The 20,710-nt window shown below is 59.6% G+C and carries 21 protein-coding genes and 1 tRNA gene; 15 read left to right on the top strand and 7 right to left on the bottom strand.

All coding sequences use genetic code 11. The features are described 5' to 3' along the window. The first annotated feature begins 341 nt into the window (after positions 1 to 341). The 12 genes from CO583_RS06675 to CO583_RS06620 all read left to right on the top strand — a co-directional run bounded on the left by CO583_RS06675 (position 342) and on the right by CO583_RS06620 (position 11,478). The gene (locus tag CO583_RS06675) at positions 342 to 1,868 is read left to right on the top strand and encodes a methyl-accepting chemotaxis protein (protein ID WP_154981161.1); all 1,527 of its coding nucleotides are present in this window, start codon (positions 342 to 344) and stop codon (positions 1,866 to 1,868) included. Further along, on the top strand, positions 1,868 to 2,170 hold the full coding sequence (locus CO583_RS06670; protein ID WP_154981162.1) for a hypothetical protein: 303 nt from the start codon (positions 1,868 to 1,870) through the stop codon (positions 2,168 to 2,170). Before CO583_RS06675 ends, CO583_RS06670 begins: the two co-directional genes overlap by 1 nt. Continuing rightward, positions 2,160 to 2,543, top strand: coding sequence for a response regulator (locus CO583_RS06665; protein ID WP_043558224.1), 384 nt, complete (start codon positions 2,160 to 2,162; stop codon positions 2,541 to 2,543). The genes CO583_RS06670 and CO583_RS06665 overlap by 11 nt, the downstream gene beginning before the upstream one ends. Positions 2,544 to 2,555: 12 nt before the next feature. After that, the gene (locus tag CO583_RS06660; protein WP_103765238.1) at positions 2,556 to 4,772 is read left to right on the top strand and encodes a chemotaxis protein CheA; all 2,217 of its coding nucleotides are present in this window, start codon (positions 2,556 to 2,558) and stop codon (positions 4,770 to 4,772) included. Positions 4,773 to 4,795: 23 nt separating this feature from the next. Further along, a complete protein-coding gene (locus tag CO583_RS06655; RefSeq protein ID WP_227431512.1) occupies positions 4,796 to 5,323 on the top strand; it encodes a chemotaxis protein CheW in 528 nt (175 codons plus the stop codon). 10 nt (positions 5,324 to 5,333) lie between these two features. Then, positions 5,334 to 6,176, top strand: a complete 843-nt coding sequence (locus CO583_RS06650) for a protein-glutamate O-methyltransferase CheR (protein WP_043558227.1) — start codon at positions 5,334 to 5,336, stop codon at positions 6,174 to 6,176. Positions 6,177 to 6,180: 4 nt separating this feature from the next. Next, positions 6,181 to 7,224: a chemotaxis response regulator protein-glutamate methylesterase gene (locus CO583_RS06645; RefSeq protein ID WP_043558228.1), complete on the top strand. Its 1,044-nt coding sequence runs from the start codon at positions 6,181 to 6,183 to the stop codon at positions 7,222 to 7,224. A gap of 83 nt (positions 7,225 to 7,307) precedes the next feature. Continuing rightward, positions 7,308 to 7,697 carry a response regulator gene (locus tag CO583_RS06640; protein WP_043558231.1) on the top strand — a complete coding sequence of 130 codons (390 nt, stop codon included), beginning with the start codon at positions 7,308 to 7,310 and terminating at the stop codon, positions 7,695 to 7,697. Continuing rightward, entirely contained in the window at positions 7,694 to 8,155 is a 462-nt protein-coding gene (locus tag CO583_RS06635) for a chemotaxis protein CheD (protein WP_043558235.1), read from the top strand. The genes CO583_RS06640 and CO583_RS06635 overlap by 4 nt, the downstream gene beginning before the upstream one ends. 48 nt (positions 8,156 to 8,203) lie before the next feature. Beyond that, on the top strand, positions 8,204 to 8,593 hold the full coding sequence (locus tag CO583_RS06630) for a hypothetical protein (RefSeq protein ID WP_043558238.1): 390 nt from the start codon (positions 8,204 to 8,206) through the stop codon (positions 8,591 to 8,593). Between the two features lie 95 nt (positions 8,594 to 8,688). Next, positions 8,689 to 9,534, top strand: a complete 846-nt coding sequence (locus tag CO583_RS06625) for a hypothetical protein (protein ID WP_043558241.1) — start codon at positions 8,689 to 8,691, stop codon at positions 9,532 to 9,534. Between the two features lie 99 nt (positions 9,535 to 9,633). Then, positions 9,634 to 11,478, top strand: coding sequence for a carbohydrate porin (locus tag CO583_RS06620; RefSeq protein ID WP_248630644.1), 1,845 nt, complete (start codon positions 9,634 to 9,636; stop codon positions 11,476 to 11,478). Positions 11,479 to 11,567: 89 nt separating this feature from the next. On the opposite strand, the gene CO583_RS06615 is transcribed toward CO583_RS06620, so the two are convergent. The 4 genes from CO583_RS06615 to CO583_RS06600 all read right to left on the bottom strand — a co-directional run bounded on the left by CO583_RS06615 (position 11,568) and on the right by CO583_RS06600 (position 13,837). Then, positions 11,568 to 12,050 (bottom strand): phosphate-starvation-inducible PsiE family protein, encoded by a 483-nt coding sequence (locus CO583_RS06615; RefSeq protein ID WP_086442091.1) that lies wholly within the window; start codon positions 12,048 to 12,050, stop codon positions 11,568 to 11,570. A gap of 251 nt (positions 12,051 to 12,301) precedes the next feature. After that, a tRNA-Thr gene (locus tag CO583_RS06610) sits at positions 12,302 to 12,376 on the bottom strand. 93 nt (positions 12,377 to 12,469) lie between these two features. Next, positions 12,470 to 12,676: a hypothetical protein gene (locus CO583_RS06605; RefSeq protein WP_081562719.1), complete on the bottom strand. Its 207-nt coding sequence runs from the start codon at positions 12,674 to 12,676 to the stop codon at positions 12,470 to 12,472. Positions 12,677 to 12,718: 42 nt separating this feature from the next. Beyond that, a complete protein-coding gene (locus tag CO583_RS06600) occupies positions 12,719 to 13,837 on the bottom strand; it encodes an Mrp/NBP35 family ATP-binding protein (RefSeq protein WP_248630642.1) in 1,119 nt (372 codons plus the stop codon). Positions 13,838 to 13,950: 113 nt separating this feature from the next. Here CO583_RS06600 and CO583_RS06595 point away from each other — a divergent pair, with 113 nt between their 5' ends. Next, entirely contained in the window at positions 13,951 to 15,573 is a 1,623-nt protein-coding gene (locus CO583_RS06595) for a Do family serine endopeptidase (RefSeq protein WP_227449680.1), read from the top strand. Positions 15,574 to 15,588: 15 nt separating this feature from the next. On the opposite strand, the gene CO583_RS06590 is transcribed toward CO583_RS06595, so the two are convergent. Both CO583_RS06590 and CO583_RS06585 read right to left on the bottom strand, forming a co-directional pair. Continuing rightward, a complete protein-coding gene (locus tag CO583_RS06590) occupies positions 15,589 to 16,422 on the bottom strand; it encodes a TerB family tellurite resistance protein (protein WP_043558249.1) in 834 nt (277 codons plus the stop codon). Between the two features lie 87 nt (positions 16,423 to 16,509). Then, a complete protein-coding gene (locus tag CO583_RS06585; protein WP_043558252.1) occupies positions 16,510 to 16,764 on the bottom strand; it encodes a ribbon-helix-helix domain-containing protein in 255 nt (84 codons plus the stop codon). A 78-nt stretch (positions 16,765 to 16,842) separates the two neighbouring features. On the opposite strand from CO583_RS06585, the gene CO583_RS06580 reads away from it, so the two are divergent. After that, positions 16,843 to 18,417: an adenosine deaminase gene (locus tag CO583_RS06580; protein ID WP_248630641.1), complete on the top strand. Its 1,575-nt coding sequence runs from the start codon at positions 16,843 to 16,845 to the stop codon at positions 18,415 to 18,417. 38 nt (positions 18,418 to 18,455) lie between these two features. After that, complete coding sequence (locus CO583_RS06575; RefSeq protein WP_248630696.1) at positions 18,456 to 19,547, top strand: purine nucleoside permease; 1,092 nt, start codon at positions 18,456 to 18,458, stop codon at positions 19,545 to 19,547. A gap of 9 nt (positions 19,548 to 19,556) precedes the next feature. Here CO583_RS06575 and tgt read toward each other — a convergent pair whose 3' ends face one another. Next, positions 19,557 to 20,705, bottom strand: coding sequence for a tRNA guanosine(34) transglycosylase Tgt (gene tgt, locus CO583_RS06570; protein ID WP_086442121.1), 1,149 nt, complete (start codon positions 20,703 to 20,705; stop codon positions 19,557 to 19,559). Positions 20,706 to 20,710: the final 5 nt, after the last annotated feature.

Raw genomic sequence — 20,710 nt, 5'->3', positions numbered from 1 at the left:
AATACGTCCGCACGATTTTACAGTTCCTCGGGGAGGTGTGCCAATTCAGCAATCTGAAGCTGTGGGATCATGACCGGAGTCATGTGATCTTACAGCTGTCGATAGTAAATAAAATACAGATTTACCCTTAAAACAGGTTAAGTTTTGATAGTTTATTCATTGTTTTCAAAAAAATGTCTTTTATTCCGTTAAAAATTTCATCATGTTTTGGGCATAATCAAGTCTAAACCATGCATTTGTATGGTCTTTTTTAGAATTCATGTCTTGAGTCTCTGTCATCAGCCAAGCCTTTGGTCATGTTGACGGAAGGAATGAAATTTCTAGAGGGATGGGACGTTTTCATGTTCAACTGGTTGTATAAGTCAGCCCCGTTCCGCGTGCAGGTACGGGTGGCAATGCTGGCCATCGAGCTCTATCTCGCCGTGCAGCTTCTCGTGGAGGGTGTCGGTTATGTTCAGAGTGGCATCTTCAGCCGTGTTTCCATCATCAATATGGCAACACTTCTCTTTGGGATGGTGCTTGTCTGGACCGTATGGTTTTTCCTTACCAAGGCCCTGACCGAACCCATTGAAAAGCTGACGGCAATGGGTATGGGCCTGAGCCGTGGTGAAAGTCCTGATCTCAGCCTGTATGATAACAGGACAAACTGTGTTGGACGCGTTGGCCGGATGCTGGCCTCTTTCGCCCTGAGCCTCCAGGAGCAGAAGGCAGCAGAAAAGGCGCACAGCGAGGCTGTGAACAAGGCGCTGGAAACGACGGAAAAGCTCAAGGAGCGTGAGGCCCGCACACATGCCGTCGTGGAAGAGCTGAACCGTGTCATGCAGCTTCTGGCACAGGGCAATCTGTCCATCCGCATTACCAGTGCCCTGTTTGATGGTGAATTCGGTCCCGTGCGGGAGGCTTTCAATGAATCCCTGACAGGCCTTGGCGGCGCTTTGTCCGTCGTGGCGGAAAGCTCCAACATGATCGCCAACGGGGCCAGTGAAATCTCCACGGCATCAGATGATCTGGCAAAGCGTACGGAGCGTCAGGCCGCAAGCCTTGGCCAGGTAACGGCTTCTGTCAAATCGATCGCTTCCGGCTTCAAGGTCACGGCCAGCAACTGTTCCCATGCCAGCAGCGAGACCAAGGCAACGCTGGAAAAGGTCAAGACGGCCTCTAACGGGATGGAACAGACCAGCGTGGCGATGAACTCCATCAAGACCTCGTCTGATGATATCGTGCAGATCACACGCTCTGTCAGTGACATTGCGTTCAAGACCAACGTGCTGGCACTCAATGCCAGTGTGGAGGCGGCCCGTGCCGGTGAAGCCGGACGTGGTTTTGCCGTGGTCGCCAAGGAGGTCCAGTCCCTGGCAGAGCAGTCCGCCAAGGCGGCTGACATGATCCGTGACGTGCTGGAAACCGCCACAGCCCATGTGCAGGAGGGTGTCCGCCTTGTGGCCCGGACCAGCGGTCTGCTCAAGGATGTGGAAGAAGGGACGGAAGCCCTGGCGGATCGGGTGGAGGTTGTCTCCAAGGCGACTGAGGAACAGGCCCGCAGCCTGGCAGAAGTCTCCGATGCTGTGAGCAGCATGGATGGCATGACCCAGCAGAATGCGGCGATGGTCGAAGAATCCACGGCAGCCAGCCATAACCTGACCACCCAGACCGTCAAGCTGCGTCAGACACTGGCAACTTTTACCATTGGTTCCAGCCAGAGCCTGAAGCTTTCTCATGAGCGTCCGGCCCTTCCCAATGAGACAGCTGCCCAGACACAGCCGAAGAGCAGCACGCCAATGCTGAGCAGCCAGCGTGGTGAGATCCAGCAGGATGGCAAGATATTGCCGACCCACTCTGATGATGAAGCAGGCTGGGATCATTTCTGATGGCGGCGGCAGTACAGGAGGGAACCCCCCTCATTTCTCTGCCGCAGCGTCTGGATACCGGTGCGGCGGCAGGGCTGAAGGCTCTTCTGCTGGAGGAGATCGGAGCGGCAGACGGGACGACGCCACTGCTGGATGCTTCCGGGGTCGATTATGTCGGGGGGCTGTGCCTTCAGCTTCTTCTGGCCAGCGGGCTGAAAGTTGGCCCGTGTTCTGACAAGGCAGCGGAAGCCTTCACGCTGTTTGGTGTCCAGCAGCAGCTTCTGGAATCGATGGATGAGAAGGAGAGCCGCCATGACGGATGAACCGAAGGTGAGAGTCCTGACGGTTGATGACTCCCGCACCATGCAGGGTGTCCTGCGCAAGGCCCTCAGTGAGGCCGGTTATGATGTCATCCAGGGGGGTGATGGTGTTGAAGGGCTGGAGGTGCTGCAGCAGGCGGACCCCATGCCGCAGGCCATCATCACGGACATCAACATGCCCCGGATGGACGGTTTCCAGTTCATCGAGGCGGTGCGGAAACTGGAGGCTTTCTCCAGTATTCCCATCATCTGCCTGACGACCGAAACGGATGAGGAGAAGAAGAACCGGGCCAGATCCCTCGGGGCTACGGGGTGGATAGCCAAGCCCTTCAATGCCGAGAAGCTCGTATGGGCCATCCGGCGGGTTACAGCGTAAGGGAGCGTGGATATGGGCGACGTCATGGATGATATTCTCAAGATATTCTTTGAGGAATGTGATGAGCTGCTCCCCGAGCTGGAAAGCGGGCTGGGTGAACTTTCTGCGGAGGAGTCCAGTCAGGAAACCATCAATGCCATTTTCCGGGCGGTACATTCCATCAAGGGTGGAGCGGCGTCCTTCGGTCTGGACCGTCTCGTCCGTTTTGCCCATGTCTATGAAAGTGCGTTGGATGGTCTGCGGTCCGGTCAGGTGGAGCCGGACCCGGCCATCATCAAGACGTTCTTTCTGGCGATGGACCTTCTCAGTGATCTGGTGGCCGAGGCGAAACAGGCCGGGGATGAGGTTGATGGCGGGCGGATAGACGAGACTGTCCGCAAGCTGGAGGCGATCATCGGTCAAGGGGGGGATGCCCCCGCTGCTTCTGACGTGGGGGAAACCCCTGTTCCGGAAGATTTTACCCCCGTGACGGTAGATCTGGGTGGCTTCGATTTTGATGAGCCAGCCGAAGAGAGCGGTGAATCTTCCCGGCCGAAGCTGGTCGTGACCTTCCGGCCACAGGCTGAACTGTACAGCCGTGGCGATGACGCCCGGAATCTTCTGCTGGGGCTGAAGGAGCTGCTGCCGGCCGAAGATGCCGGGGCCATGGATGTAACCTGCAACACGCAGGACCTGCCCGTGCTGTCAGAGCTGGCGCCTGAGGAGGCTTGCCTGGGCTGGACGGTCCGTCTGCCGGAACCTCCGGGCGGCACGGCCGAGGATGATATCCAGGCCGTCTTCGACTGGGTTGGTGATGTCTGCGATTTTCAGATTGCCCGTGAGGAGCAGACTGACGATACGGTCGAGGCGGATGCTGTGGAAAGTCCGGCTGTCCAGGAGATGGCTCCGGCGGTTCCCGTGCCTGCCGAGACCGTGGAAAGTGAGGCACAGGCCGCCGCTCCTGCTGCTCCGGCAAAATCGGGGCGCAAGCGGGAGCAGAACGCTTCCATCCGTGTTGATATCGGGCGGATCGGCATGTTGATGGACATGGTCGGGGAGATGGTCATTGGCCAGGCCTCTCTTGAATCAGCCCTGACACGGGAGGGAGCCTTGTATGACCCGGAACTGCTCAAGCGGCTGGCTGTCATCAAGACACTGACACGGGATATTCAGGAAGCCGTCATGGCGATCCGTGCACAGCCTGTCCGCAACGTGTTCCAGCGGATGCAGCGTGTAGTGCGGGAGGCCAGCAGCCTGGCGGACAAGGATGTGGCGCTCGTGCTGGAAGGGGAGGAGACAGAGGTTGACCGGACCCTTATCGAAAACCTGACGGATCCGCTGACCCATATGCTGCGCAATGCGGTGGACCACGGGATTGAGACCCCGCAGGCCCGTCTTGCGGCAGGGAAACCGGCTCAGGGTACGATATGGCTCTCCGCCCGTCACCGTTCCGGGCGCATTCTCATCGAGATCAGGGATGATGGCGGTGGGATCAATACCCAGCGTGTCCTTCAGACAGCCATCAAACGGGGGATTGTCCCCTCCGGGGCATCGCTCGGGGAAAATGAGATCAACGAGCTGATCTTCGCTCCGGGCTTTTCCACCGCTGAAACCGTATCTGACCTTTCGGGGCGGGGTGTCGGGATGGATGTGGTCAAGCAGGCCATCCAGAATCTTGGTGGGCGTGTGAACATCAAGAGCACGCAGGGCAAGGGGACACTCTTCACCCTCAGCCTGCCGCTGACCCTCGCCGTGCTGGATGGGATGCTCATCGAGTGCCGTGGGTCCACCATGGTTGTGCCGGTATCATCCGTTGTGGAACTTGTCACGGTGCAGCTGAAGGATGATGTGTACACCATTCCGGATGGCAGTCATGTCGTTTCCGTGCGGGGGCGCTGCATCCCGCTGATCTATCTGGGAGACGAGCTGACCCTCCCGGAGGTTGAGAGTGTGCAGGAAGAGACCCATCACATGGGTCGCGCCGGGGAAGAGGGGCAGCTGATTGTCCTTGTCGTGGAGAACGAGGCTGGTGCCCGGGCAGCGCTGGTGGTGGATGGTGTCCGCGACCAGGCTCAGGTTGTCATCAAAAGCATCGAGAAGAATTACCGCCAGATCAAGGGTGTTTCGGCTGCAACCATTCTTGGGGATGGCAGCGTGTCTCTCATTCTTGATGTTTCAACACTGATTGTTTCCGCAACGAAACGTGTTGATACCCGCGCGCTGGAAGCCATCGCAGAGCGGGCAGCATAACAGGCAGGTCAGGAAAGAAAGTCATGGATCTTATGTCTCTGGAAGAAAAGAAACAGACAGACGGACAGGTGAACGGGGCTTCGGCCCTTCCCTCCGGGGGACGGGAGCAGATGATCATCTTCACCGTGGGGGACCAGCGATACTGCATTCCCATCCTGAGCATCAAGGAAATCAGGGAGTTCGAAGACCCGACCTACCTGCCGCATTGCCCTGCCTATGTGGAAGGGGCCATCAATATCCGCGGCAATATCGTAACGGTCGTCAATCTTGCCAACTATCTGGGGGCCGTGCCGGAGGCCGACAATGAGCGGCGTGTGGTCATCATCATTGAGGATGGCCAGAACCGTGCTACATGCGGGCTGCTTGTGGACAGTGTGATCGGCATCACGGAGATTGCCCTGGATGAGATACAGCCCATTTCCGTTGATGGTGGTGCAGCTGAGCTGAGTGGTCTTGTCAGCATTGGGGAGCGTGTCATCCGCATCCTGCGGCTGGATACTGTTCTGACCCGCCTGCTGGGAGATGGGGCCGTCGGTACGGCCGCAGGATGAGGGCAGGCTGATGATGAACATGGAGCCACAGGGCGGTTTCTCCTACTCGGAGGCTGATTTCCGGCGTGTGCAGGAGATCGCCCGGCAGGAAGCAGGAATCAGTCTGCCCATCTCCAAGCGCAGTCTCGTGTTTTCCCGTGTGTCCCGGCGCATCCGTGCTACCGGGCGGGCGTCCTTCCGTGATTATCTGGATTACGTCAGCATGAGGGAGGGGCAGGAGGAGCTGAAGGAGCTCATCTGTGTTCTGACAACCAATGTGACGCAGTTCTTCCGGGAGAAAAGTCATTTTGAACATCTGGAGACGCATGTCCTGCCCCAGCTGGGGCAGAAACTGCGTGCCGGAGGGCGGGGGCGTTTCTGGTCGGCAGCCTGTTCGACAGGGCAGGAGCCATGGAGCATGGCCATGTCCATCATGGCGGAGCTGCCGGATGCCTTGCGGATGGATCTCAAGATTCTGGCAACGGACATCAACCACGCAGTGGTGGAGACAGGGCGCATTGGCCAGTACCCCGGCGAGGAGGTGCAGAGTGTGCCGCAGCGCTGGCGGGATGCCTACATGGAACCCGTGGAGATGGCGCAGTTCAGCATGGCACGGGAGATACGGCGCCTTGTCACGTTCCGGCAGCTCAACCTGAATCGGGACTGGCCTTTCAAAGGTCAGTTTGATGTCATTTTCTGCCGGAATGTCGTGATCTATTTCGATGACGAAACCCGCAATGCCTTGTGGAAGCGTCTTGCCGAACGGCTGGTGCCGGGCGGATTTCTCTATGTGGGTCATTCCGAGCGGGTGGACTGCATCAGGGAGTGCCATCTCGAGGCTGTGGCGCCGACAATCTACATGAAAAAGGGTTGAGGCCATGAAAGAACGGGTCAAGGTTCTTGTAGTGGATGATTCAAGAACCGCCAGAGAGCTGATAAGGCGCTCTTTTCTCAAATATCCCGAGATTGATGTCATTGGCATGGCATCGAACCCCATCGAGGCACGGGACCTCATCATCGCCGACCAGCCTGATGTCATTACGCTGGATATCGAGATGCCGGGCATGAACGGGCTCCAGTTTCTGGAAAAGATCATGCGGCTGCGGCCGATCCCGGTGGTGATGGTGTCCAGCATGACCACACGGGGGGCCAATACGGCCATCACGGCTCTCCAGATGGGAGCTTTTGAATGTTTTCCCAAGCAGGGCGGGGCCGGGGAAGCCTTTGCCGGGTTGGGGCAGATCGTGCTGGAAGCCGCCCGCTATCAGCCCGGCCACCGGCAGGCGACCCCGGGCCCCCGGCCTGTACGGACAGAGCCTGTCGCAGGCAGCGGTACGGCGTCGTGGCGGACACCGTTCGATGTGGTGGGGATTGGCTCTTCCACCGGTGGGGTGGAAGCTGTTGAAGAGGTGATAAAAGACTTCCCGGCCAAGAGTCCGCCCATCGTCATATGCCAGCATATGCCTTCGCTTTATACGTCCAGTTTTGCTGCCCGTCTGGATAGCCTGATCCCGCAGCTTTCCGTTGCCGAGGCGCAGGATGGGGAGATGCTGGCTCCCGGCATGGTCCGTATTGCTCCCGGTGGGGAGGCCCATCTCGTGCTGGAGGGACATGCCCCACGGCTTTTCACAAGGTTGCGGTCTGGGGAGCCTGTTGGTGGTCATCGGCCATCGGTGGACAGGCTCTTCCATTCCATTGCCCAGACGGCAGGCAGGACCTCACTGGGGATCATCCTGACAGGCATGGGGCAGGATGGTGCAGAAGGGTTGCTGGCCATGCGGCGGGCCGGGGCACGGACCATAGGGCAGGACAGGGCCTCCTCGGTCGTCTATGGTATGCCTCGTGTCGCTGCCGAGCTGGGAGCTGTGGAAAAGGTTGGCTCCCTGATGGACATTCCCGGCCTGGCCATGGGCCTGCACTAGGAAAGATGAACGCCTGACGTGGCGTTCCTGATGTCAGGCCATCCTGACAAAGAGTGATTATCAGAAGGCAGAAAGGTTCATAAATGCCGTCCGCATCTCAGATTCGCGCTTTAATTGTAGATGATCAGGCCTCCATCCGGCAGGTTCTGGCCAGCCACATGGCGGCGCTCGGCTTCAAAGGGGTCGTGCAGCGTAAGGATGGGAAGGAGGCTCTGGAATATCTGGAGGCCAACCCCATCCATCTCGTGATTTCAGATTTCAACATGCCGGGCATGGATGGGCTGGCCCTGCTGGAGGCCGTGCGCTCCAACCCGAAGACAGCCAAACTGGCGTTCATCATTCTGACAGGTGAGGCAAATGCCGGGCTGGTGCAGAAGGCCGTTGCGGCGGGGGTCAACAATTTTCTGGCCAAGCCCTATACGGTCGCCAAGCTGAAGGAAACCCTGGAGAAAGTTTTCGGGCCCATCAGGTGACGGACCTGCTGAAGATCACGACTGTTATCCAGGGCGAAATCGCCATTTCGGATGACCCCGGCGTGGTGTTCGGCACGTTGCTGGGGTCGTGCATTTCAGTCTGCATGTATGATCTTCAGGCAGGGGTAGGGGGTATGAACCATTTCCTTCTGCCCGGAGAGGACTGCATGGGGAGCATGGATGCAGCTGCCTATCTGTACGGGGTAAACGCCATGAAAGGGCTGGAAACCGGGCTCATGAAGGCAGGGGGCGTGCGGGAGCGTTTCCAGTGCAAGGCGTTTGGTGGAGCGGCCGTGCTGTCCATTGCCAGTGACATTGGTCAGGAGAATGTCGGTTTTCTTCTGGATTATTTCCGGCGGGAGGAGATCCGCTGTGTGTCTTACAGTTTTGGTGGCAACCAGGTGCGGCGTATCCGTTTCTGGCCAACGACAGGAAAAGTTCTTCAGAACCTGTGCTGACCGGCGACCGGTCGTGATGATGGGAGAGGCCGGTATGGAGAGAGAAAGATGATGCCCAAAGATACAGGAACCCAGCCTGTCGGGGAGGCAGACAGCATAAGGGCCTCGGTGCTGATGAAGAGGCTGGGGGCCATTCTGGATGATGTCTGTGGTCGGCTCTCGGATGTTCAGGATGTCGTTTCAGATTATGTCGGCACGGGAGAGCTGGATGCCGGGCAGATGGAACGGCTCCAGAGTCTTGATGCCCTGACACAGGAGGTTGAAGCCGTCCGTACCGTGCTGGAGCAGGTGGAACAGGCGGCTCCGGAGATCGGCAATCCCCGTTATGGGATGGGTACCGTTCTGGCGGGTGTAAAGCTTTCGCAGATAAGGGATATGCTGCGGTATGGCCAGACGGCGGACCTGAAAGAAGACAGGGGCAATTTTACCTTGTTCTGACCCTGACCTATGTTCTATGTGCCAAGTAGGGCAAGGTTATCCGGTGTGGTACCGCAAGCTGTGGCTGGCCGCATCGGAGCATCTGGAGAGAGCTGATGGCAGGGAGGGAACAGGGGGCGAATCTTATTGGCGTCATTGCCGAAACCGCCCGGGGTGCCGTTTTTCAGCCGCATGGCCACGTTGCAGGGCCGGCCAGACGTTTTCTGGCCGGGTATCATGAATCCGCAGGGCTTGTAGGGATGGGTGTACAGATGCTCCCTGTCCTTCTCGAGGGGCAATGGCCATTTCCCGGCACGGGCGGGCTGGGGCAGGAGAAACGGTGTCTTGTCGGCCAGGGAGATGGCAGCGGCAATGACAGTGTCTATGATTCGATCCTGCGTCATCACCCTCCCTTGGTGCGGGAGGTGGATGAGATTGTCATTTCTTTCATCCCTGCCAGCATGTTCCAGCGTTGTTCCATAGGAGAAGCGTTGAACATCGGGCGGCTGGCAGCCTGTTTTGACCTTGCTTCATGGTTTGTGGATACTTTGCCCGGCCAGACCAGCAGCGGCTTTTATGAGCTGACGAAGCTGGATGTCAAAGCGCTTTCCCTGGGTGTCTGGGTCAATGTTCTGGTGACGTGGCTGTACGGAATGGACGTCCTGTCAGCCCGGGCGTTGCAGAAGATGCGTCTGGCCATCTGTGGCATCGTCATGGAAAATCTGGCACTGCTGAAGCTTGGCCCTTCAGCCCCGGCCTGTAGCAGTACGGCGGTTCTGCCAAAGAAATGTCTGGTGGAGGCCTATATGGGGCTGTACCCTGGCATGATGGGCAGGGTGGCGCGCATGCTTGCCTTCTGTCCGGAGGAACATATCCTCAAGACAGCCGGCTGTCCCGAGCGGGTGTGCCGTGATGTGCTCAGCAGGTCACTTGATTTCTTTCAGAGCAAGCAGGCTGTATGAGCTACTTTTTTTCGTCAGATTTTCCCTATAAGAAGTGACGGGGCCACTTTTGCGGTGTGTTTTGTGCAATCGGGCCAGTTGTTGGGGAGAAGTGGGAATATGGCAGCGTTTTCCATGCTGACTATTCTGCGTATTTTTTTAAACAGGTCCCGTGTGGGGGCCTGCTCTGTTCTGCTGCCATCCGTGGCGGCAATGTCTTTTGGGGCTTCGCCTTCGATGGCCGCTGATGGCAGCCGGGCAGGTCAGCCTCTGCTCTATTCGGCCCAGGGTGCCCTGTCTCATGCCATGCAGACACCTGCCGTCGTAAAGCAGACAGAGAAAGCACCAGAGCGACAGGTCATCCTTACACGGGACGGAAAACCTGTCCAGCAGGTATCCGTGGTGCAGAAACCGAAGGTAGTGGATGCCGAGAAGACGGCGGCCCATTATATCCATGACATGGGGTTGCGGCGTCGGCCATATTCCAATTATCCGACGGAAGAATTCGGTGTGTTCGGTGAGAACGGGCGTGAGCTGCTCGAGCGCGTGAACATTCCTTTGCATGAAGGGGATCCGACCAATAATGATGGGCCGCCGCTGCCCCGGCCAGAAGCACTCTTCCAGAAAATGCGTTGGAATGAGTGGCTGCGGGATCGTGGTGTGGTCGTCCTGCTGGACAACACCAACGAATTTTCTGGTGCCATCACCTCTCCGAGGAAAGGACTGGGGTTGAGGCAGGGGTCCTCCAATACGGGACAGTATGGTTTCGAGAATGACATTGACTGGTACAAGCTGGCCGGGATCCCCGGGTTCCAGACCCATGTCATCGGTGTAGGCCGTTACGGTATTCCAGCCAGCAGGATGTTTGGCGACAATGTGAACCCCAGCCAGGAAATCTATGGTGGTGGTGGTAACGTGGCGTTCCATCTCGTCTATTTCTACGGGGAAGAGACCCTCTGGGGTGGACGGCTGAATATCGCAGCAGGCCGCATGTCCATGGATTCGGACTTCGCCATCAGCCCGATCTACTGTAACTTCATGAACAACGCTTTCTGCGGAAACCCCAAGGCCGTTACGGATACGTACACACGGTCATCCTATCCGGGGTCAAGCTGGGGGGCCCGTATTCGTGGCCGTCCTACAGACAGTACCTACATCCAGGTCGGTGTCTATTTTCCCGAGCGCGGTATTTATGGCGTGCAGCAGAATCGCAGCGGGTTCAAGTTCAATGGCGGGACCATCAGCGGGGTCGTGACCCCGATCGAGGTTGGCTGGGAGCCTGAGTTTGGTAAACAGCAGCTGCCGGGTCACTACAAATTTGGGTTCTCCCCGGATACGTCCGACCATTATCTTGGTGTGTATAGTCCTCCCAATCGGCGCAATGCATGGCGGACCCGGATGACCATCCCCAACTGCCCGACCTGTCAGGGGGTGGGCGATGAGGTTCCCGGTACGGGCATCCGTCGCAATTTCAACTGGAGCATGTGGTTCCTGGCGGACCAGATGATCATGAAGAACAAGACACAGGACACGCCAGAAGGGGGACTGGTGGCCTTCTTTGATGCATACTGGAATAAGCCAGCCACAGCCATGCGTGGCAAGCTGTATGCATTCGGTCTTGTGGATACGGGCTTCTGGCCAGCCCGCCCGCTGGATACGGTGGGTGTTTCCTTCTCCTATACCGGTTCCAGCAGCTATACCCGTGCTGCGCAGCGGTTCCAGGTGGATCATGGGATGGCTCCAGAGGGGGCGACCGCCTATTATGCGAGTGGCGGGGCGCCGCTCCTGTGGGGGTCTTATGGTGTGCAGCGCTGGGGCAGCACGCTGGAGGCCACCTACCGCATCCATGTCATGCGGGGTGTGACCTTTGCGCCGGATTTCCAGTATTACTTCCATCCGGGGATGCAGCGTGTCCTGAAGGACGCCGCCATGCTGGGCTTCAAGTCCCACATTCAGCTCTTCTGATGACGCTTCCTGCTTCCCGATGCAAAGGGGAAGCAGGAGGTTCGGGCCCCTTTCCAGCCACAGGCCGGAAAGGGGTTTTTTTTATGGGCTTACTGGTTGGATGGAGGAGGCTGAGGCGTAGGGTCCGTGCGGGTCATGGCTTTGCCACGGACGAGCCAGTAAGCGGCGGAGAGTGACAGAACAGCGGCTGAAAGCGCCAGAAGTTCACGGACATTCACGCCATTCAGGTCCAGCACGATGAACTTGCGTACGGCTGCCATCATGCCGATGAGCAGGACGGACCTCATGCGGATCATTCCCTGTGATTCCGAACCGGGAAGAACGAGGATGGAGTGGCGGAATTCCAAGGCGATCAGGACGGTGAAGAACAGCCCGAAGACTTCCTGCAATATGGCAGGCTCCGTGGGGCTGAGGCCGGCATGGATGATGAGCTTTGCCACTGCCACCACGACATGCAGCAGCCCCAGGCAGGCCACCAGCGTGATGCAGATGGACAGGATCAACATGGCCGCTCCTTCAAACATGTCGAACAGGCGGGACAGTGTGATGAAGCCGGGCAGGGTGCTTTTCATGGAGTAGGGGATGCCTTTGATGTGGGGATGGATAATGTTGTGCTGCTTTTACTTCATTCTGATGGGAGGGAGAAAGGTAGGTGCAGCAGGACGCTTCCGTCTCCTCTGGCATGATTACGCCGACGGGGCGTCTGCCTGTGCGTCGCGGGGGGCCCGGTTTCGTGTCGGGTAGGGGACGGAAAGCAGCGTCTTACATACTACATGCGTCAGGCATGAAGCACTGGGGAACGGCCTATTTTCAGGGAAAATCGTGGTGCCGGATGAGAGATTCGAACTCCCGGCCTTCGGTTTACAAAACCGCTGCACTACCACTGTGCTAATCCGGCAACGGGGCCGTACATCTCATTTTTCCCTCCAGAAATCAAGTGGAAAATCAGGGGAGTGGGGAAAAAATCCCGGCCAGGAAACAGCCGGACAGGTCAGCGGCCCGTGGTGGCGGGCTTCTGGTGCTGCATGAGATGGGCTGGGGGCGCAAGGACAGGGCCATCCTGTACAAAGCCATAGCCATCAGAAGAAAGGCCACGATGGCCGATGGCCTGGTTGGGTCTGTTACAGCCCCCCATGCTGAGCAGGGAGAGCACAAGGCCTGTCAGGAGGAAGAAACGGGGATGGCAGAAAGTCGGCATGGGCTTCCGTGGGTTGGTCAAAGAGGTGGGCAGGATTGCCGGTCAGCACGAAGAGGGAAACAGTCTATCCTTCAGGGTGCGGGCAATGGCTCTGTAAGCCTGTGATGCAGGATGATCCGGGTCACGCAGGACAAGAGGGGTTCCTTCATCAGCACTGCATCTTATATCCCGCAGCAGGGGAATTTCCCCAAGGAAAGGAATGTTGAGGGCCTCGGCTTCCTTGCGGGCCCCACCATGGCCGAAGAGGTCAGTCCGTTCCTGACAGTGCGGGCAGCAGAAATAGGACATGTTCTCGATCAGCCCCAGCACGGGCGTTTCGGTCTTCTCAAACAGCGTGACACCCCGGCGGGCATCAAGCAGGGCAATGTCCTGCGGGGTGGAGACGATGACGGCCCCACCGGCCTTCAGCTTGTCCGAAAGCTTGCGGGTCAGGGTCAGCTGGGCATCTCCGGTGCCGGGTGGCAGATCGACCACCAGTACATCCAGCGCCCCCCAGGACACATCACTCATGAGCTGGGTCAGGGCGCCCATGACCATGGGACCACGCCAGATCATGGCCTGTTCCTTGTCAACCAGATAGCCGATGGACATCGTCTCCATGCCCCAGCGTTCCAGTGGGCGCAGCCTGCCATTCTCGACAACAGGTTTCTGGGTTTCACCCAGCATGTGGGGAAGAGAGGGGCCGTAAATGTCAGCATCCAGCAGGCCGGTCCGAAGGTCCAGCCGGGCCAGGCTGCATGCCAGATTGACGGCTGTGGTGGACTTCCCCACGCCTCCCTTGCCGGACGCCACGGCAATGACGGCCCGCACATCGGGCAAGCAGGCTTCCGGGGGGGTGGAGCGGCCTGTGGGTCGCTTCCCGAGGGCCAGAGGCCGGTGCCCGCTTTCTGCACCGGCCTTGCGGGGGGCGGGGCCTGCCGGGCGATGAGCTGTGAGGGACAGGGTCAGACTGCTGACGGCGGGGTGCTGCCTGAGCCTGTCCTCCAGTGTCGTCTGAGCGTCCTGGAGGAACGCCGCACCTTTAGCTGTTGTCCGCAGAATGAGGTGGAGATGGCCATCTTCCAGTGTCAGGGCTTCTATGCTGGTCTGATGTGCAGTCTCTTCTGTTGTGAGAAAGTCGGAGATGAGGTCTTTCAGGGAAGAGATGTCGGTGGCTGTCATGGGGCAGGACCTCTCATGCAACGCCCCTCATGAGGCAAAAAAACACAAACTTGCAGGCTGGAAGGATGACGTCCGGTCCGCCGTGGAGTAGATTCTACAGCATGAGCCGATTCATGTCTTCTTCTCTTCTGTCTTCCTCCCGCATGAGGGTGGCCCGATGGCTGTCCTGTTTCGTGCTTTCTGGTATTCTTGGCCAGTCCGGTGGAGCCTGGGCGCAGGATGATGTGCCGATGCCGACCCTGCCGGGGGAAGAGCTGCCGCAGGGGGGGAGCGTGACAACCCGTGCTGCGCATGAGGCGGCCATGATGCCCGGTTTTGCGGCACTGGTGGAGCGGCTCCTGCCTGCTGTGGTGAATATTTCCGTCTCCAGCGTGATCCACCCTGATGAACAGCAGCCGGACGGGCCGGATGGCAGTACACCGTCCGGGCCGCAATCATCCCCTTTCCCGCCAGGGTCACCGCTCGAGAAGTTTTTCCATGACTATCTCCACCGCCGTCATGCCGATGGGCACCCTGCCCGTCAGGTACAGGCGCTGGGGTCCGGCTTCATCATCGATCCTTCTGGCGTGGTGGTGACGAACAATCACGTCATTGACAATGCCCAGCAGGTGAGCGTGACCCTGTCGGATGGGACGGAATATCCGGCACGGATTGTCGGGCGGGACAGCAAGGAGGACCTTGCCGTCCTTCAGGTGAAGGCAGACCGGCCCCTGCCGTCCGTCCCGCTGGGGCATAGTGACGATGCCCGCATCGGAGACTGGGTGCTGGCCATCGGCAATCCGTTCGGTCTGAGTGGCACGGTGACAGCTGGCATCATTTCGTCCCGCAAGCGGAATGTCGATCACGGTTTGTATGACGACTTCATCCAGACGGACGCAGCCATCAATCACGGTAATTCAGGTGGCCCGCTCTTCAATCTGAAGGGTGAGGTCATCGGGATCAATACGTTGATTTATGGCGGGTCTGGTGGGGATTCCATCGGCATCGGCTTTGCCATTCCTTCGGATGATGCCCGAGGCATCATCAACCAGTTGCGGCAGACAGGCCATGTCCGGCGTGGCTGGTTGGGTGTGCGCTATCAGGATGTCACCCGCAACATGGCAGAAGACCTTGATTTCTGGAAAGCGGATGTGCCCGGAAAAGAACGGGGAACGGGGGCCATCGTTGCCGAGGTCAGCAAGGATGGACCGGCCCGGAAGGCAGGTTTGCAGGTTGGGGACATTCTGACAGCCCTGAATGGTCAGCCGGTGACAGGCCAGACCCTGCCCCGGCTCGTGGCGGGGTATCAACCGGGAGAGACGGTGCATTTCACCCTTTGGCGGCGTGGCAGCTATCAGACGCTGGATCTGACCCTGGGGCGCAACCCCGATGAGAAGGATCCCCTTCCTTCCGACACGCACCCGCCGGAACATCCGGTAAAGACCCTGAAAGAACTGGGGGTGAAGCTGGGCGTGGTCGATGAAGCGGCCCGGACGCAGTATGGCCTGACTGACAGCCAGAGGGGTGTGCTGGTGATGCGTGTCTATGAGGGTAGCCCCGCTGCCAGCCGTGGGTTGACGGAAGGGAATCTGGTGCTTCAGGTCGGGCAGCAGGAGGTCAATACACCGGAGGCCCTGCAGGCTGCGCTGGACCGTGCCCGTGAGCTGAAGCGGACGGATATTCTTCTGTTGGTGCAGGATGGTGAGGGGCTGCGCTGGGTGGCTGTGCCATTGGGGGGACAGCAACCCCAGCCGTGATGGAGCAGACCCGCCTTACAGGCCACGGTCCCGCTTTATCTGGTCCCATGCGGCATTGATGCGGGCCACACGCTCCTGTGCTGCTTTCCGTTGAGCATCGCTCATGGGGCGCTGGGCAAGACGGTCCGGGTGATGTTCACGGATCAGCACACGCCAGCGTGTCCGGACTTCGCCATCCGTTGCCGTTGCACTGATGCCCAGCACACGATAGCACTCTGCCGTTGATGATGTGGAGGCAGCCCGGGGCTGGCCGTCCTCGGCCCGCTCCCAGGCCCGTTCTGAAAGGCGGAAGGCTTTGTGCGTCCGGCGGAGATAGTCCATTTCTGCCGGATGCAGCGGGGCCCCGGCAGGCAGGTCTGCCCTGGCAATGCGGAAGAGGACGCTGAGCAGTGTTTCCAGTGGCTCCGGCTTGTCGGCAAAGGCACGCCCCAGCTCACGGGCATAAAGTTCGAAATCGTCCGTCCGGTTCCGGGCCCGATCAAAAAGCAGGCCAACCTCTTTCTGGTTGTCTTCAGGGAACCGGAAGGCCGTCTTGAAGGCTTCAATCTCGGCCCGGTTCACGGGGCCATCGATTTTGGCCAGCTTGGCGGAGAGCGTGACGACACCAAGGCCGTAGAGCTGATCCGTCTTTCCCAGCAGGGCAGAGAGTTTTGCGGCGGTGAAGAAGGCGGCATTATGCGGGTCGGGCTGCCCCCGTGCGGGGAAACGGTCGCCCCATGTGCCGGAGAGCGGGGTCAACAGTCTGTCTGTATCGCTCATATGGCCCAGAATGGCCCCGAGAAGACCGCCGACCGGCCCCCCGGCGGCAAAACCGGCAATACCACCAAACATTTTCCCCCAGAAAGCCATCGATGCCCTCCCTGTTCACATGGTTGTAAACTCTATCACGGGGACAGGGGAGGGCGGAACAGGAATATGCGGTCTTTCCAAGACGGGTCACACGGGGGCTGACGGGGCCTGGTTCAGGGCAAAGCGTAGTGCCGTGAGGCGGAGCAGGGAGGCCAGCGTCTGTTCCGGGGGGCGATGCCTGTCCAGCCGGGCGATGAAGGCTGCCAGGGCAAGCTGTTCGGCACGGGCCATGGTCTCCAGAACCTGCCAGAATTCGGCTTCCAGAGCGATGGAGGTTCTGTGCCCGTACAGGCTGAGGCTGCGCTTCTGCAACTGTGGTGGGGGTGGAGGAGGAGCGTGCATGGGGGAAGTGTGGCAGCTGGCATTGTGTGTGGAAAGGGATTTTCTTGTCAGCTCCGGCGCAGGCCGCCATCATGAGGCATGAGATTCTTTTGTTCTGCTGTTTTTGCCTTTTTTGTCTTTCTTGCTGGCCAGACAGGTCGGGTGTCTGCTGCCCCGGTGGCGGCCCCGCCTTCCGTGGCGACCCTGTTCGAAAGGGTGAAGACCGACCCTGTCCGGCTGGAGCTGTTCCTTAGGGCCTTCCCCAAGGGAGCGGACCTGCACAACCATCTTTCCGGGGCGGTCTATGCCGAGAGTTTCCTCAAATGGGCAGCGGGGGATGGTCTCTGCGTTTCGCTGAAGGAGCAGACCATTCTGGCCAGTCATTGTCCAAAGCCGGGGGAGGGGCAGGTTCCGGCAGATGGTCTGCCAGGGAATGAAACCGGCTGGAATGAGATGGTCAATGCGTTGTCCATGCGCAATTTCATTCCTACGGAACATGACCGCTCCGGCCATGATCATTTCTTTGCGACCTTTCTGCGGTTCATGGCGGTGGAGTCAAGGCATCAGGGGGACATGCTGGCCGAGGCTGCCGAGCGGGCTGCCCGTGACAATGTGCAGTATCTGGAATTGCAGATCGCTCCTATTACCTTTGATGCATTGGGGGAGATGATGAAGGCTGCTGCCCTGCCTCCCTTGAGGACGGAAGCTGATTTCAGTCGGGCTTATGAGGCTCTGAAGCCCGCCCTGGGGCGGATGGCAGCCCTGTCCCATGCGGCCATTGATGAGATGGAGGCCCGTGCCCGAACCATCATGAAGTGCGGCACAGCGCAGGCTTCCGCAGGGTGTGGGGTGACGGTGCGCTATCAGTATTCTGCCCTGCGGACATTTCCGGCACCGTTTGTCTGGGTGCAGCTCGTGGCGGCGTATGAGAGTGCCCGCCAGGATACCCGGCTGGTCGGCATCAACATCGTGGCGCCGGAAGATGATCCGGTGGCCCTGCGGGACTATGACCTGCACATGCAGATGTTCCATACTCTGAACCGGCTGTATCCGGGGACGAATCTGAGCCTTCATGCGGGGGAGGTGACACCGTCTCTCGTGCCGCTGGGCGATCTGGACCATCATATCCGGGCGGCGATTGACGTGGCGGGGGCCAAGCGGATCGGCCATGGTGTGGATGTTCTGTGGGAGCATGACCCGGCTTCTCTGCTGGAAGAGATGGCACGGCGCTCCATTCTGGTGGAGATCAATCTGACCAGCAATGATGAGATTCTGGGTATCCGGGATGGGCGGCATCCTTTTTCGCTTTACAGGCAGGCCGGTGTGCCCGTGGCGCTCTCGACAGATGATGAAGGTGTGTCCCGTAGCGATCTGACGCAGGAATACATGCGGGCCGTATTGGCCTACCATCTGGATTATCCGACACTTGTCCAGCTGTCCCGTACGGGGCTGGAATATGGGTTCATGCCGGGGCAGAGCCTCTGGGCCGGGCATCATCTGGGGCAGGCTGTGCCGGCCTGTTCGGGCATGGTGCCGGGTGGAAGCGCCGCTCCAGCCTGTGAACGGTTTCTGAAGGACAATATGAAGGCACGGCTGCAATGGCAGCTGGAGGCCCGTTTTCAGGCTTTCGGGCAGGATGTGATGAAGAATCCCCTGCTGCGGTCCGTGCCCTGAGACAGGCCGGAGAGAACGATGGGAAGGAAAGGCATGTGATGAGACAGGCAGTGAAGGCGGGCTGGATGTATGGTCTTGGTCTTCTGGTCGGGCTGGTGGCAGCGGGGGCGGGGTCTGCCCGTCCGGCACAGGCTGTCCCGCTGGAGGTACACGTCGTGGTGGTGACAACCTTCGAGCTGGGGCAGGATAGTGGCGACATGCCGGGAGAGTTCCAGCATTGGGTGGAACAGTACCCGCTGGAACAAACACTGCCTGCATCGGGGACGGAGCACGGTGTCCTTCGCTATAATGCGCAAGACCATGTGCTTGGGCTGGTCAGTGGTGAGGGACCGGGCCATATGGCAGCGGCCATTACCGCTCTGGCGCTGGACCCCCGGTTTGACCTCCGCCATGCCTATTTCGTTCTGGCAGGGATTGCCGGTGTGAATCCCAATAAGGGCAGCATCGGGTCTGCCGCCTGGGCGCTGCATGTCGTGAATGGCGGGGCAGCCCATCTGATTGATTCACGTGAAATTCCGTCCGATTGGCCGGATGGTTTTACGCCGTTGCAGGGCCATGTACCGGATGAGCAGCCACGGCCACCGCTCCATTCCATCGCTGGGGACATGGCCTATACGTTGCGACCTTCCCTTGTGCGCTGGGCTTATGAAAGGACACGCCATATCGCTCTGCCGGACAATGAAAAACTTCAGGCCCATCGCCGGGCCTATCAGGGTTTCCCCGAGGCACTGAAGCCGCCGCATGTGATGATGGGTGATACGATCTCCGGTGAGACATACTGGCTTGGAGCGCTCATGAACCGGTGGGCGGAACGCTGGGTCGCTTACTGGACGGACCATCAGGGCGAGATGGTCACGACGGCAGAGGAGGACATTGGCCTCTGTCAGGCACTGGCGTTGCAGGCCAGAGCAGGACGTGTGGATGACCGGCGCCTCCTCATCCTGCGGACGACCAGCAATTTCGACATGCCGCCCAACGGCGTGGCACCGGCCACCATGCTGGCCAATGCAGCGCATGAGGAAAACCTGCCGGGCCTTTATGCCTCCACCAGTGCGGCCTATCAGGTGGCCAGCCCAATCGTGCGGGAGCTGGCCACCCATTGGGGGAGCTATGAAGGACAGGTGCCCTGAAGGAACGACCTAGCCCTGCTGGTAGCGGGGCATGGGCCATTCATCCTCGCTCCAGTCGCCCCTGGCCCAGTTCTGGCGGAGCTGGGTGGCGGTCTGTTCCAGCGTTCCTGCCACGATGGCGGCCCGTATCTGGCGCATGAGCCGCTGATAATAGGCGAGATTGTGGAGGGTCAGGAGCATCGGCCCGAGCATCTCGTTGGCCCGGAAGAGGTGGTGCAGATAGGCCCGGCTGTACCGGCCTGCCATCGGGCTGTCATCTTCGGGGGAGATGGGGCGGGTGTCCTCGGCGAAGCGGGCATTGCGGAGATTCAGCGTGCCCCGCTCCGTATAGGCCCGGGCAGTACGGCCTGCACGGGACGGCATGACGCAGTCGAACATGTCGCAGCCCCGCATGACGGCACCCAGCAGGTCATCTGGCGTGCCGACGCCCATCAGATAGCGGGGCTGGTCCTCGGGCAGCATGGGAGTCGTGTAATCCAGCGTGGAGAACATCAGCTCCTGCCCTTCGCCTACGGCAAGCCCTCCGATGGCGTAGCCCTCGAAGCCGATCTCCCGCAGGGCAAGGGCGGAGCGTTCCCGCAGGTCCTGCTCCGTGCCGCCCTGCACGATGCCGAACTGCCCATAGCCGGGGCGGGCGATGAAGGCTTCACGGGAGCGGGCGGCCCATCGCATGGACCGCTCCATGGAGGCTTCCAGCACGTCCTTCGTGGCGGGCAGGGCCGGACATTCATCAAAGGCCATGGTGATGGTGGCATCCAGTTTGTACTGGATGTCCGTCGAGCTTTCAGGCGTCAGACGGTGGGAGCTGCCATCAATGTGGGAACGGAAGGTGACGCCATCCTCATCCATCTTCCGCAGCGGCCCCAGAGACATGACCTGGAATCCGCCGGAATCTGTCAGGATGGGGCCGGGCCAGTCCATCATGCGGTGCAGCCCGCCGAGACGCTGGACCCGCTCGGCCGTGGGGCGCAGCATGAGGTGATAGGTGTTGCCCAGCACGATGCCCGCCCCGGTGGCCCGCACATTGTCCATCGTGATGCCCTTGACGGTCCCGACGGTTCCGACCGGCATGAAGGTCGGTGTCGGTACGCTGCCATGACGGGTATGCAGCCAGCCTGCCCGGGCCCGCCCACACTGGGCGTCTTTCTGCCAGTGCATGCGGT

Source organism: Parasaccharibacter sp. TMW2.1882 (assembly GCF_023337635.1).
GTDB lineage: Bacteria > Pseudomonadota > Alphaproteobacteria > Acetobacterales > Acetobacteraceae > Bombella > Bombella apis.
Note: the sequence above shows the minus strand (reverse complement) of the source record. Positions and strands in the feature narration are given on the sequence as shown.